General features: G+C 45.5%; 12 protein-coding genes. 4 read left to right on the top strand and 8 right to left on the bottom strand.

Annotation, left to right across the window (positions count from 1 at the left end; translation table 11 throughout):
- Positions 1–165: 165 nt before the first annotated feature.
- Together AC4E7D_RS04525 and AC4E7D_RS04520 are read right to left on the bottom strand one after the other, a co-directional pair.
- Complete coding sequence (locus AC4E7D_RS04525) at positions 166–657, bottom strand: hydrolase (protein ID WP_490172620.1); 492 nt, start codon at positions 655–657, stop codon at positions 166–168.
- A 1-nt stretch (position 658) separates the two neighbouring features.
- Positions 659–1,423 (bottom strand): MBL fold metallo-hydrolase, encoded by a 765-nt coding sequence (locus tag AC4E7D_RS04520; RefSeq protein WP_490172619.1) that lies wholly within the window; start codon positions 1,421–1,423, stop codon positions 659–661.
- 89 nt (positions 1,424–1,512) lie between these two features.
- Here AC4E7D_RS04520 and AC4E7D_RS04515 point away from each other — a divergent pair, with 89 nt between their 5' ends.
- Positions 1,513–2,967 (top strand): TonB-dependent receptor, encoded by a 1,455-nt coding sequence (locus AC4E7D_RS04515; RefSeq protein WP_490172618.1) that lies wholly within the window; start codon positions 1,513–1,515, stop codon positions 2,965–2,967.
- A gap of 56 nt (positions 2,968–3,023) precedes the next feature.
- Here AC4E7D_RS04515 and bcp read toward each other — a convergent pair whose 3' ends face one another.
- Positions 3,024–3,473, bottom strand: coding sequence for a thioredoxin-dependent thiol peroxidase (gene bcp / locus AC4E7D_RS04510; RefSeq protein WP_490172617.1), 450 nt, complete (start codon positions 3,471–3,473; stop codon positions 3,024–3,026).
- Between the two features lie 53 nt (positions 3,474–3,526).
- On the opposite strand from bcp, the gene AC4E7D_RS04505 reads away from it, so the two are divergent.
- Positions 3,527–4,189 carry an endonuclease III domain-containing protein gene (locus AC4E7D_RS04505; RefSeq protein WP_490172616.1) on the top strand — a complete coding sequence of 221 codons (663 nt, stop codon included), beginning with the start codon at positions 3,527–3,529 and terminating at the stop codon, positions 4,187–4,189.
- Between the two features lie 228 nt (positions 4,190–4,417).
- Here the strand turns inward: AC4E7D_RS04505 and AC4E7D_RS04500 are convergent, their stop codons facing one another.
- Both AC4E7D_RS04500 and AC4E7D_RS04495 read right to left on the bottom strand, forming a co-directional pair.
- Positions 4,418–5,002: an RNA polymerase sigma factor gene (locus AC4E7D_RS04500; RefSeq protein ID WP_490172615.1), complete on the bottom strand. Its 585-nt coding sequence runs from the start codon at positions 5,000–5,002 to the stop codon at positions 4,418–4,420.
- A gap of 524 nt (positions 5,003–5,526) precedes the next feature.
- On the bottom strand, positions 5,527–6,108 hold the full coding sequence (locus tag AC4E7D_RS04495) for an RNA polymerase sigma factor (protein ID WP_490172614.1): 582 nt from the start codon (positions 6,106–6,108) through the stop codon (positions 5,527–5,529).
- 247 nt (positions 6,109–6,355) lie between these two features.
- Here AC4E7D_RS04495 and uvrA point away from each other — a divergent pair, with 247 nt between their 5' ends.
- Both uvrA and AC4E7D_RS04485 read left to right on the top strand, forming a co-directional pair.
- A complete protein-coding gene (gene uvrA / locus AC4E7D_RS04490; protein ID WP_490172613.1) occupies positions 6,356–9,139 on the top strand; it encodes an excinuclease ABC subunit UvrA in 2,784 nt (927 codons plus the stop codon).
- Between the two features lie 203 nt (positions 9,140–9,342).
- Positions 9,343–10,560, top strand: a complete 1,218-nt coding sequence (locus tag AC4E7D_RS04485; protein WP_490172612.1) for a hypothetical protein — start codon at positions 9,343–9,345, stop codon at positions 10,558–10,560.
- 67 nt (positions 10,561–10,627) lie between these two features.
- Here the strand turns inward: AC4E7D_RS04485 and AC4E7D_RS04480 are convergent, their stop codons facing one another.
- The 3 genes from AC4E7D_RS04480 to AC4E7D_RS04470 all read right to left on the bottom strand — a co-directional run.
- Entirely contained in the window at positions 10,628–12,079 is a 1,452-nt protein-coding gene (locus AC4E7D_RS04480) for an oligosaccharide flippase family protein (protein ID WP_490172611.1), read from the bottom strand.
- Positions 12,063–13,349 carry a glycosyltransferase family 4 protein gene (locus AC4E7D_RS04475; RefSeq protein WP_490172610.1) on the bottom strand — a complete coding sequence of 429 codons (1,287 nt, stop codon included), beginning with the start codon at positions 13,347–13,349 and terminating at the stop codon, positions 12,063–12,065. Before AC4E7D_RS04475 ends, AC4E7D_RS04480 begins: the two co-directional genes overlap by 17 nt.
- A gap of 3 nt (positions 13,350–13,352) precedes the next feature.
- On the bottom strand, positions 13,353–14,473 hold a 1,121-nt coding region (locus AC4E7D_RS04470; RefSeq protein WP_490172609.1), incomplete at its 5' end, for a YfhO family protein.

Below are 14,473 nucleotides of genomic sequence, written 5' to 3'. Positions count from 1 at the left end.
GCACGGGCAGCTAGACCAGGTGATACCTCCAGAATGGGCCTACAATTCCCAGGACCTGCTAAAAAACCTGAAGGCTGAGGTAACTTTTGAAGAGTATCCTGTGGGTCACGGGGTTTCCCCTCAAAACTTCCACTCCTTCAACAGCTGGCTGAAAAAGCGTCTGTACTAGTTACGGGAATACAACAAATGGTCCGTTAGAACGAAATCAACACTCCCGTCATCCTTGAGTTCATAGTTGATAAACAGTTCACCCCAGAACTTGCCATCAGAGAAATCCGCGATTATCCATTTATGATTAAGGATCTTGATCTTGTTGATCTTGAAACTGTTTTCCATTCCCTCATAGGGAACCAGGGGGTTATCCCCTTTTTGCTCATTGGTTTCCAGAAGTTTATCGGCTATATATCGCGCAGGATCTTCCCATCCCAGGTGATCGTAATAAGCCAGGGCATCATCATTGTTCTCCAGGGAAAAGTACTGCATATCTAGCACCTCTAATCGGGCCTCCTGCAAACTGTCACCCAACTTTTCCATATTTACCTCCATATTCTTAAGCAGCTTTTCACTGCTCTGTACCTGACGATTACTGCTAATGGCCAGGTAAAGTGCTATCAAGGCGGTAAAAACAAACAAATAAAGATAAATTCTACTTTTCATGTTAAATCGTAACAATTAGGTTATCATAGGCCAGGTGTACATGTTCCGGCAATTCCTTCTCTACCTCGTCGTGAAATCCCATATGATGACTAATATGGGTAAAATATGTGCGTTCCGGCGCCACCTGACCCACCAGTTGCAAGGCTTCCTCCAGATTCAGGTGTGAATGATGTGGCTCCTTTCGCAAAGCGTTCAATGTAAGTACTTTAACTCCTTTTAGCTTCATTAATTGATCCGGTGCTACCGACTTGGCATCGGTCACATAAGCAAAGTCTCCCACACGATATCCAAAAACCTGCAATCGATTGTGGAATACTTCAACAGGCACTACTTCCATGTTACCAAGAATAAAAGGCGTATTCTTCTCTACAAGGTTTACCTGAACTGCAGGCGCCCCGGGATACCTGTTTTCATCAGCAAAAATATAATCGAACCTGCGTTTGAGCTCGCTTACTACCCGATCATGGGCATAAATAGGAATGTCTCCCTGACGAAAGAAAAATGGGCGTATATCATCGATACCTGCCGTATGGTCCGCATGTTCATGGGTAAATATGATGCCATCGAGTTTTGCTACTTTATGAGTAAGCATTTGTTGGCGGAAATCCGGACCGCAATCAATCACGTAGTTGTAGTTGTCCCAGGAGATCATCACTGAGACGCGGAGTCTTTTATCCTTGGGGTTCTCACTGAGGCAGACAGGATGGGAACTCCCAATAACAGGGATCCCCTGAGAGGTACCGGTACCCAAAAATGTGATCTTCAACCCGTCGTCTATTTAATTCAAATTTATAACTTATTTATTTAATAGCTTATCCATTCTTATTACCTTTGTTCACTAAGAATAGGCAACGAATGGCGTCAATTTTTAAGAGAGATCCGGCCTTTGAGAATGTACCTTCAATCAAAGCCAAAACACTTCGGATCAACCTGAATCCTGACATTTATGGCACTTTTGCTGAGATTGGTGCAGGACAGGAAACTGCGAGGCATTTTTTCCGGGCCGGGGGCGCATCCGGGACCATTGCCAAGGCCATGAGTGCTTATGACAAGGCCTTTAGTGATGCTATTTACGGCGTAGAAAAAGACGGGCGCTATGTCACTCAGAGCCGGTTAAAGAAAATGCTCGAACACGAGATGCGCCTCACGGAGGAACGCATCAGCCGCAAGGAGCACCCGGACCGCTTGTTCTTTGCGTATGCGAATACAGTAGCCACCATTGACTTTTCCAAACGATACAAAGGCCACGGCTGGGTTGGGATCCGTTTCCAATTGGATCCGAAACAGAAGGAATTTGACGAGATTATTCTCCACGTTCGTTTTAAACAAAATGAAGCGCGCCTGCAGCAGGAGACCCTTGGGATTGTAGGGGTTAACCTGATTTATGGGGCATTTTACAAGTACAACAAACCCAAGAAATTACTGAAATACCTGTATGACCATATTGACCGGGATACCCTGGAAATAGATATGGTTAATTTTTCTGGTCCTAATTTCAAGGAGGTTGATAACCGACTCATGAGCCTTCAGTTGATCCGGAATGACATGACTGATGCCGTGATGTTCGGTCCTGATGGCAACAACTTGCTCCCTGCCGCCATCCTTTACAAGAAGAACATCCTGGCCCTTAGGGGAAGCTTCCGGCCGGTGACCAAGGTGAATGAGGACATGTTCCGGAAATCCTATGAGATCTTCATTCGGGAACAAACCGTAGAAGAGGAAAAGACCATTGTTATATTTGAGATCACCCTGGACAACCTTAAAGCCTCCGGAGAGATTGATGAGCGCGATTTTATGGACAGGGCAGAGTTGCTTTGCTCCCTTGGCCACCAGGTGATGATCTCCAAGTTCAGGGAATACTACAAACTGGTAGAATACTTCAGCAATTATACTAAAGCGCGGATAGGGCTTACCATGGGGGTCAACAACCTTGTGGATATTTTTGATGAGAAGTACTACCGCCACCTTAGTGGTGGCATCCTGGAGGCCTTCGGAAAACTCTTTTTCAAAGACCTCAAGGTGTACCTCTACCCTATGAAGAATCCGGAAACCGGACAGGTGATGACGAGCAACAACGTGAAGGTCCACCCAAGGATGAAAGAGCTCTACAAGTTCTTCAAATACAATGGAAAAGTTATGGACATCATCGATTACGATCCCGAGATCATGCATATTTTCTCAAGAGATGTCCTTAAAAAGATCATCAATGGTGAGGAAGGATGGGAGGAAATGCTCCCAGAGGGTATTCCAGAGCTCATCAAAGAAAAGAAACTTTTCATGAGCGGTGCCCTGGCCGAAAAAATGGAATAAACAAAAAAAGCCTTGAACAGATCAATTCAAGGCTTTGTTTTTATCGGCAGCGGGCATTACAGGATCTGCGCCGCGTGATCCTTTGTCTTTACTTTTTCAATCACGCGTTCAACCACACCTTTTTCGTCAATCAGGAACGTCATCCTGTGGATGCCGTCGTATTCACGTCCCATGAATTTTTTAGGGCCCCAGACACCAAACGTATTGATCACGGTATGGTCCTCATCCGCGAGCAAAGGGAAAGGAAATTCAAATTTATCCCTGAAATTGCTTTGTTTTTTTTGAGAATCAGCGCTAACTCCCAGTAATTCGTAACCTGCCTCCTGCAACTCAGCATAGTGGTCGCGTAGATTGCAGGCCTCGGCGGTACAGCCAGGTGTATTGGCTTTGGGATAAAAGAAAACTATTAGTTTTTTACCTTGATAATCAGTGAGTTTTACTTCGTTTCCGTCCTGGTCCATGGAGACAAATTCCGGTACTTTATCCCCGGCTTTCAAAGTGTTCATAGTCAATTTTTTAATTATTTTCGCATTCCTTTAGAAAGTGCAAAAGTACAAAAATGACAAAGGCCGAAAAAGTAGCATTTACTATAAAAATACTCGATGAGCTCTATCCGGAGATCCCGGTTCCATTAGACCACCGTGATCCCTATACCTTACTGATCGCTGTTTTACTCTCGGCACAGAGCACAGATGTAAGGGTCAACCAGATCACTCCCCTCCTCTTCAAGAAGGCAGACAACCCCTGGGATATGGCAAAACTGGAAGTGGATGAAATCCGGGAGATCATCAGACCTGTTGGCCTTTCCCCTTCCAAATCCAAGGCGATACATGGCTTGTCTAAGATACTGATCGAGCGTTATGCTGGTCAGGTTCCTGAGGAATTGGAACTCCTGGAGGAACTTCCCGGGGTGGGACATAAAACGGCGAGCGTGGTCGTTTCTCAGGCTTTCGGTATTCCGGCATTCCCCGTAGACACCCATATCCACAGACTGATGTACCGTTGGGGTTTTTCCAGCGGTAAAAATGTAGTACAAACAGAAAGGGATGCTAAGCGGTTGTTTCCCAAATCTTTATGGAATGCACTTCATTTACAGATCATCTGGTACGGACGGGAATATTCCCCAGCCAGGGGGTGGGACCTTGAGAAAGATATAATCACCAGGACCATTGGAAGGAAATCCGTAATAAAGGAATACCTGAAAAAGAAAAAAGCCGGATAAACCGGCTTTTTTTAATTCATATTGGATTCAAAAACAAATCGTTTGTATCTCAAGGGCTTCAGGGAGCGCGAGTAACTCAGTAAAAACTGAATGGTTTCGGGCCGCGCCTTAGCCAGTTTGCAGGTACTTTTTTCTGTAGAGTAAATTTTTTCCATACGATAATAGTCTAGTTATGTTAAAATAACGCGACTAATATGGATTTATTGCTCCGCGAAAAAGAATCTTTTATCAGGAGTTGGTGAGCACAATATTGTGCCGCTCTATGATCTTTCTGAGGTTAATAAGGGCATAGCGCATCCTGCCCAGGGCCGTATTGATGCTAACACCAGTATTTTCAGAGATTTCCTTAAAACTCATGTCCCTGTAAATCCGCATAACCAGGACTTCCTTCTGATCATCGGGCAGCTCCTCAATGAGTTTAGAAAGGTCACTGTCTATCTGATCTTTGATAAGCTGCTTCTCAGCATTTAGCTTATCATCTCCTAATACAGAGAATATATTGAATTCTTCATTTCCTTCGAACCTTGGCATCCTCTTGTTCTTGCGGAAATAATCAATGATAAGGTTGTGTGCGATGCGCATCACCCATGGCAAAAATTTACCTTCTTCGCTATACGTCCCTTTCTTGAGTGTTTTAATTACTTTAATAAAGGTATCCTGGAATATATCTTCAGCAATATCCCTGTCTAATACCTTTGAATAGATAAAGCTGGTAATCCTTTGGTTATGTCGATTGATGAGTACCTCCAGGGCTTTTTCATCTCCACTGATGTAATCCTGAACTAAGATTGAGTCGTCGTTTTGGTATTCCATGGTAGTATTTCTGGTTATTTGCCCTTTGCCGAAGCTGAGGATCTGTTTTTGATTTCTGACTATTATTCGTGTTTAAATCCAGAACTAAAGTAGAGAAATGGGCCCCTGAAGGAAAAAGTATGTTGTCAAACCCCGGATTTTTGATGTAAACACCCGTTTTTAAGAAAATACGTACAATAAAAGCACTAAAAAGGAGTTTCCTTCAACCCCTTAATTGAGGTCCAGACAGGAGTTCTACGCCCGTATACAAAAAATCCCCTGAGCAAAAACTCAGGGGATTCCCAAACCATTTCGTTTACGACGGGTAAATCCTAATTCAAATTGTTTTCAAAAGCCATCCCGTTATGGGTAACCACATTCAGGGATTTTGAATAATCCAAAAGAAACTTTATTCTGTGGGGCCGCGTTGAGACTAGTTTACAACGGTCTTGATCTTGAGTGTAAATATGTTCCATAATCACTATTGTTATATCTAAATAACGGAAGTGTTATGGCAACCATGGTTTTAGTCGACCTAAAACGGATTAATTCGTTAAAACTATATCGTGCTTGTCAATAATCTTGCGAATATTGATGAGGGCATAGCGCATTCTACCCAGGGCGGTATTGATGCTAACCCCCGTATTTTCAGCTATTTCCTTAAAACTCATGTCCTGGTACAAACGCATTGTAAGTACTTTTTTCTGGTCTTCGGGAAGCTCATCGATCAACTGTACCAAATCATAGTCGATCTGGTCTTTGATCAGCTGGCTCTCTACATTCATCTCTTCATCACTGATCACTGCAAAGATGTTGAAGTCTCCATTGGACTGGAATTTGGGCATACGCATATTCCTGCGGAAGTGGTCGATAATCAAATTGTGTGCAATGCGCATTACCCAGGGCAGGAATTTCCCTTCTTCACTGTAGGATCCTCGCTTCAGGGTCCGGATCACCTTCATAAATGTATCCTGAAAGATGTCTTCCGTTACTTCCCTGTCCTTTACCTTGGAATAGATAAAACTGCTGAGGCGTTGATTATGTTTGTTGATTAGAAGTTCCAGGGCTCGCTCATCACCACTCATGTAGTCTCGCACTAGTACCGAGTCTTCGATCTGTAGTTCCATACAAATTACTTTTTTGGTTCAACTTGGGTGCCTTTCCTAACTGAAAGGAAGTCAATTATTTAGGCAATAAATCAAAAAAGTAATTGTATAGCTATAGGCGCTGGATTTGTAGTTCGATATCTCAAATATAGAAAAATTCTCACCTTAGAAACAAATCTTAGCCTGCATTTGATCGAATTAATTACAAGAACTATCCCAGTGGCTATTCATGGGAACATGTCTTATCTTTGCACTTTCAAAGACGAAGATGACGGCGATTACCGACATAAATCCCAAAGAAAATATCATTATAAAAGGGGCCAATCTCCACAACCTCAAGAATATTGATGTTGTTATTCCCCGCAACAAGCTTGTCGTAATTACCGGTCTGAGCGGTTCCGGGAAATCCAGCCTTGCCTTTGATACACTCTATGCAGAGGGTCAGCGACGTTACGTGGAAAGTCTATCCGCCTATGCGCGTCAATTCATGGGTAAACTCAATAAACCCAAAGTAGACTATATTAAGGGTATTGCCCCGGCTATTGCCATTGAACAAAAGGTTAATACCACGAATCCGAGATCTACGGTTGGGACCACCACTGAGATTTACGATTACCTGAAGCTGCTATATGCGAGGATAGGAAAGACCTACTCCCCTATCTCGGGAAAGCAGGTAAAAAAACATACGGTAAGTGACGTCATTGACCATGTTACCGGGTACACCGAGGGCCATAAGCTGCTCTTACTGGCACCCATTCATATCCCTGAAGACCGGGACCCCATTAAATCTCTGGCGTTGCTCTCCAAACAGGGATATGCGCGAATTCAGTACAAAGGGGAAGTGCTTCGCATTGAAGATGCCCCCGAGGATATCGGGCCCGATTTCTATCTCGTAGTAGACCGGATCGTAAAGAAAGAAGATGAGGACTTTTTCAATCGGCTGGCCAATGCTGTTGACAATGCCTTTTTTGAAGGAAAAGGCTGCTGCTTGATTTCGGACCTGGCCACCGGAAAAACGCATACCTTCAGTAACCTGTTTGAATTGGACGGGCTTTCCTTTCTGGAACCCAACGTTCACCTTTTCAGTTTTAACAACCCCTATGGCGCCTGTCCCCGCTGTGAGGGTTACGGGGATGTCATTGGGATAGACGAAGACCTTGTGATTCCCAATACCGCCCTTTCAGTGTATGAAAATGCGGTATTTCCATGGCGCGGCGAAAGTATGAGCTGGTATCGCGACCAGCTGGTAAACTCAGCCTATAAATTCGATTTTCCCATCCACAAACCCTGGTATGAATTAAGTGAAAGCCAGAAACAGCTGGTCTGGGACGGAAATGCCCATTTCACAGGAATCAATGGGTTCTTCAAAAAACTGGAAGAAAAGAGCTATAAGATCCAAAACCGGGTGATGCTCTCCCGATACCGTGGTAAGACCAGGTGCCAGGAATGTGGCGGAAAACGCCTTCGTAAAGAGACCAATTACGTGAAAGTTGGCGGTAAGGCGATTTCGGATCTGGTAGAACTGTCCATTGAACAACTGAGCAATTTCTTTACCGAACTCACCCTTAGTGATTATGAAAATCAAATCGCCAAGAGGTTATTGAAGGAAATCACCACACGTCTAGGATTTTTGAAACAGGTTGGACTGGGATACCTGACCCTGAATCGTAAATCCAATTCGCTGTCTGGTGGGGAAAGTCAGCGGATCAACCTGGCTACCTCACTTGGTAGCAGTCTGGTGGGTTCTATGTACATATTGGATGAACCTAGTATAGGCCTTCATCCCAAAGACACAGAAAACCTTATCGCAGTGCTCAAATCCCTACGTGACCTGGGCAATACGGTGATCGTGGTTGAACACGACGAAGACATCATGCTGGCGGCTGATGAGGTTATTGATATTGGTCCGGAAGCTGGTACCCGTGGTGGAGAGGTAGTTGCACACGGACCCATGAAGGAAATTTTAAAATCCACCTCCCTTACGGCGGGCTATCTCAACGGCACCGAGAAGATTGCGGTTCCGGAACGCAGGCGTACCAGCAAAAAGCAGCTGGTGATCCGTGGGGCACGTGAAAACAACCTGAAAAATATAGATGTAACTTTCCCTCTTAACGTACTCACCGTAATTTCCGGCGTGTCCGGCAGCGGAAAAAGTTCCCTGGTGAAACGGCTATTGTACCCCGTAATGTTGAAAAAACTTGGGGGTTACGGGGAAAAAGCAGGGCACTATTCTGACCTGGAGGGAGATGTAGAGAGCCTGAAACATGTGGAATTCGTTGACCAGAACCCCATTGGCAGGTCCTCCCGTTCTAATCCGGTGACCTATATTAAGGCCTATGACGAAATCCGCGCCTTGTTTGCCTCCCAGAAGTTAAGCAAGATCAGGGGGTACCAGTCCAAACATTTCTCCTTCAACGTGGACGGGGGACGATGCGAGAAGTGTAAGGGGGAGGGGGAGATCACTGTGGAGATGCAATTTATGGCCGACGTCCATCTGGAATGTGACGTTTGTGGAGGAAAACGCTTTAAAAAGGATGTCCTGGAGGTCCGGTTTGAAGGCGCAAACATTGACGATGTCCTCAACATGACCATTGATGACGCGGTCGAATTTTTCAGGAAATACAACCAAAAGAAGATCACAGACAGGCTCAAACCTCTACAGGACGTTGGACTGGGCTACGTTACCCTGGGTCAGTCTTCCTCTACCCTCTCCGGGGGGGAAGCCCAGAGAATTAAACTTGCTTCCTTTCTTGTTAAGGGGCATTCGAAGGAGAAATCCCTTTTCATTTTTGACGAACCTACTACCGGCTTGCACTTTCACGACATCAAAAAGCTATTAAAATCCTTCGATGCTCTTATAGATCGCGGTCACTCCATAGTAGTCATCGAACACAATATTGAGCTCATCAAGTGTGCAGACTATCTGATCGACCTGGGACCTGATGGGGGAGATCGCGGAGGTGAACTGTTAATAGCAGGCACACCGGAAGAAGTAGCCCTGAACCCTGAAAGCCATACGGCAAAATACCTGAAACCCAAATTACAGGAATAGGCCGAAATGTCCCGTTAGTCACCTTACTTATCCTTTCCTTCACAGTTGAAATAGTCCGCCTCATCGCCTACTTCGCTTTTCTTTATCATTTTATATAATTGATTTTCAGATATTTATGTTGTTACACTAATTTTTGGCACGCTGTTTGGTCTAGGTAAGTCGAATGTAAATAGTTGCATTCGGTAACAGTAAAACCTATTATTATGAAACATTTTGTACTCTTAATCGCAGCCCTTTTTATCGGTGCAATGAGTACCACGGCTGCTACCGCAGAAAACAGTCATGTCATCCGAAATGGATATGGATATAACAACTCCTTTATTTTCGTACATAATGGGATTACTTTCTCCGTATATCCGGATGGCGAGTTCGACTTTTACATGAACAACCGGGTAAATGTGTCTGCCGGCGTAGGCGTAGGCCCTGTTGGAGTTACTTTCAACTCCGGTTTTGATTACAACCCCTTTGTACAGTATGACGACTATGGTGCTGTTGTACAAATTGAAAATATACCTGTCTACTATGACTATTATGGTAGGGTCTCACAGATTGGTGATGTTAATATCTGGTACCGCAACGGCAGAGTCCGAAGAATTGGTGGCATGCGGGTATTCTACAACAACTTTGGAGTATACCAGTACCACACCGGATTCATCAATATCTATAACAGGTATTATGTCTACCGACCGTTCCACCGCTTCTTCGTGCGGCCTGCTGTAGGATTCTGTCTGGTCTACAATCGTCCTTACAGACGCTTCTACAACCCAGTTCGATATACCTGGTACAGACCGTACCGATACAACCACAGACGTGCGTATGTAGGTATAGGACGGGACTACCGCTACAACCGCGGTTGGGAAAAGCGCAGCAGGATCTACCGAAACGATCGCCGGGTAGCCGTACGCGACAACCGGGGACGAAGGGACACCTACCGTGATAACACAGGTACCTTCAGAAGGGATAATGCCGTAAAGGGCAGGAGGAGCACGACCTATCGTAGTGAAACGACCAGGCGTGGAGGAAATAAGAAAATTGCTAGGAATAACAGAAGTCAGGCAGTGAGCAGAAAAACTGCTCCCGCAAGAACGGTACGCAGCAAGGCCACAGCCCAGCGCAGCAATAGGAGCGACAAGGTGGTAAGGACCCGTACGGTTAAGCGGTCCTCTGCCAACAAAGGGCAGCGGCAGGTAACGCGAAGTGCCAAAACAACAAGGACGCAGCGCGTTGCACCAGCAAAGAGAAGTAGCCGGGCCAAAGTCGCCACAAACCGGTCGACCAGCAGGAAGCCTGCTTACAAATCGGTCGATAAACGCTCAAGGAGCAGGGTAGTAAGCAAAAGCCCGAAGCGCACCGTCAGCAAGCGGTCAGCAACCCGCTCCAAAAGTAGCCGGACTTCTGCAAAAGGAAGAAGATCTTTGTAAGATAGATAGTTTTTAGGTTGGTTAGTTGTTTAAGCCCCGCAGCGGATTCGTCCCTGCGGGGCTTTTTTTATTCCCCTCTCCATTTTGAGAACACCCCGTACAAGTCTTCTGATATCTTAAACCTGTAGAGCACGCCAGCATACATGAGAAGCATCAGGGCACTTTTAAGGATAATGTTCAATAAGGGATGAAAGGTAAACTGGAGGGCATAAAACAGAACGCCAAGAAACAATAACAGACCCAAAACTTTAACGGTTTCCCTGGTGAACGGGAGCATCCTGAACTTTTTCCATACAAAGTGCAATTTGGCTGAGTTATACAGGGTTATGGCTATAAAAGTGGCAAGGGCAGCCCCGGTGGTCTGGTAAATGGGGATAAATATCACATTTAAAACAATAGTAATCACGGCCAATAAGACACCGTAAAGCAAAATGGTCCGGTAATATTTAGAATTAAACAGTATGGCATTGTTATTTCCCAATAACGCATCAAATACGCGACAGAGTCCGATCAGGAACACCACGAGAAACCCTCCACGGTAATTCTCGGGAAGAAATGCATAGAGGTCCGGCAAATTCATGATAATCAGCAAAAAAATCATGCCTGCCACTATGAACAAGGTAAGCGAGCTCTTTTTATATAGGCTTTTCAGACGGACATCATCCTTTTGATTGAGGATTTCTGCGGTAAGCGGATGGGTGATCTGGTGCATGGCACGGGAGGGTACTGCTACCACCGTGGCAATAAACACAGCAACGGTATAATAGGCTACGTTCTCTATCTGAATATACTGGTTGATCATAAAGCGATCAATTTCCAATAAAATTATTGCTGTTGACCCCCCAAGGATGATCAGCAGGCTATAAGTGATGATCTCACGGGTAATGATCCTGCTGCCAAAGGGCAGTTTTGGAAATTCCATGGCAACCGCCACCCATTTCATGATCAACGTTCGGAGGATATAGAGACCTACCAGGGCATTCAGAAATACCGTAACGCTTATTTTATCGGCATACAGCAACAACAAAAGCAGGCTAACCCCTACCCTTACGAAGACTTCCTTCATAAAGTTGCCGAACACTGATTTCATCTGCACTTTGCACCAGGAGTAAAAGACCTCAAAATAGGCCATGGCCAAACCTATCAGGAAAATGTGCCAGACATAGTCCTCCACGATTAGGTTTTTATTGGCAAGGAACGCCCCTATTGCCTCATTTGCCAGATAACTTACGACCGCCAATGGGATAATGATATACAAGGGAAAGAACAGCATATGCCCGAGAAACCTCCTGGCATCTTCTCCGGAAAATCGACTGTAGAACTTGATCAGGGTGTTGGGAACACCCAGTGCCATTATGGGCATTAGCAAGGTTGCAGTAGACAAGATAACCCCCACAAGCCCGTAGTATTCCTCCGACAGGAAACGGGTATACAAAAACAGGGTGTTGATCGCCCCAATACCAAATCCCAGGTAGGTTACCAGGGTATTGTTTAGGGATTGTCTAAATACGATTCCCATGGAGGAGATTTGCCAAGTTACGGGTTAATTCCCTCCTGCTGTATTGCGCAATTCGGGAACCTTTTACTTCCAGCGTACCGGACAGGTAGCTGTTGAACCAATTCAAAAGTACATTTTTTAAATCAGCCCTTGCCTCATAATCGAAGGCTGCACCTGAACCGGTATTAAGAACGATGGTCGCCGCTTCCCATTCCTCAGGGCCTATGGCCAGAATGGGCCTTTTGGCTGCAAGGTATTCATAAAGTTTTCCCGGCAAGATACCTTTTGTTTCCGCGGAGTTGATCTCTGGCAATAGCAGCACCTGGGCTTGTTTTTGATATTGAATCGCTCTCGTATGCGGCACATAGGGCAAGACTTCAACATGGTCTTTCAGGCCCGCAGCGTAAAGGCTATCCAGCACCTCACTGCCAACCACACCAATGAGTTTAAGGCGCAACCGTTCTTTGAATTCTGTGTTCTCGCGTACCAACTCCCCCAAAACCTCCCATAGATTTGTGGGGTTACGCTCACTGAGCAAAGAGCCGATATGCGAAATGGTAAAACTTTTGTCCAGGGGTTCAGGTTCTTCATATCCGGTATCAAAGCCATTGGTGATAACCACAACAGGCTTTGTAGTTATCCTTTCGAATTCCTTTTTTGTGGTTGCACTGGTAACCACAATTGTGTCTGCTGTAGTAAGCACCGTGCGCTCCAGCTGTTGGTGTTTTAGCCTGGCCCGCGGACCCATTTTGAGTTGTTTGTGGTAGCCTATGCTGGTCCATGGGTCCCGAAAATCAGCCAGCCAGGGTATTCCCAGGCTTCGGCTCAGCTCCAATCCGATAAGATGCACACTGTGCGGCGGCCCTGTGGTGATTATGGACTCAAATGACTCCTTTTGAGCTATATTTTCCAGGTAACGGACGGAGGGTTTTACCCAGAATTTCCGGGCATCAGGAATAAAAAGATTACCCCTCACCCATAACAGGAAACGGTCGGTGGTAGACTGTCGCTTCACGGGGATGATCCCGGAACGTATCCTGTCTGCCTGGTTCCCTGAAAAGATGCGGGCGTAGCGATAGGGTTCAAAAATGCGATGCTGGTACACCTTTATACCATTTGGAACCTCTTCTAATAGAGCAGTATCCTCGATGGGGTAATCTGGGTTGGAAGGGGTGTACATCACGGGCTCAATCCCAAACTCCGGAAGGTACTTGGCGAACTTCAGCCAACGCTGTACGCCGGGTCCACCTGACGGGGGCCAGTAATATGATATGATCAGCACTTTACGCATAGGTTATGCTGCTGCTTTATTATCCCTTCTCCTCCGATAAGTAAAGATCAGGCCGGCTGCGGCTATCAGGACGAACAATAAAGAGCCAGCCAGTGCGATCTGTGAGCCTGTTTCCACAACTTCAGGTTCAAACCTGAATTCTATACGATTCTCCCCTGCCGGAACCAATATTCCCCTCAGGGCGTAGTTCACCTGAAAGTGCGGACTTTCCTTCCCGTTAATATATGATTTCCAACCCTTGGGATAATAGAGTTCTGAAAATACCACCAGGCCATCATGTTGATTGGAAGCTTCGTAAACCAAATGATTGGGCAGGTAATTTACCAGACTTATTTCTGCAGTTTCTTCAACTACAAATGAACTTGTCCCTGACAGCTCGGAAAATTGGGTGGTGTTTACAACTGCCGTATCCGCTACATTGAGGTTTTTTAATAACTCCATCTCCTGATTGGCTGAACTGGCAGGTATCAGCTGCTTCACAAACCAGGCATTTCCGAGGGCATTTGGGTTTTGAACCGCGTAAGCCCCTTCTTCATTGCGCTGAATTACATATTTTACATTCAGCATATCGAGAATACTCAGGTTGCCCTGATAAATTTGATAATCAAAAAGTTCCTGGGTTGCCCTGGGCTTTGCCGCATGATATCCGCCAAGCGATTTGTGGAAGTAGGACGTCCTGGCTCCGTTAATGCCTTCCTGGGGGTCGTACACGCGGAAAACCGATGTATCCTGCCTAATCTGCTTATCAAAAGCCTGTTCTGTAAAGGGTTCAGACGCCAGACGCCTTCGGATAAAATCGTCCTTGTTTACATACCTAAGGTTGACCCCTACCAGATCTACTATTACCAATAGCCCAAGGAGCACTACCATGGGGGTAAGTTTCAATCGGTTTTTTAGGTAAAGCCAGGCGATGAAAGCTGCAAGGAGCACAAAGATCATAGAGCGAATCAGGTCTGACGTATAAACCGTTTCACGATCGCGCCGTATCATCGTCATGATCTCCTCCCCGTAATACCTGAGATAGGTGGCATCATTAAGGCCTGTAAACGAAAAGGTGCCCTTTAAAAGGAACAATGCAGCGCCCACACCCAAAAGAATAAAAAAGGAGATCTTAAGTGCGCGCA

This window comes from Lentiprolixibacter sp. (assembly GCF_982873095.1).
Note: the sequence above shows the minus strand (reverse complement) of the source record. Positions and strands in the feature narration are given on the sequence as shown.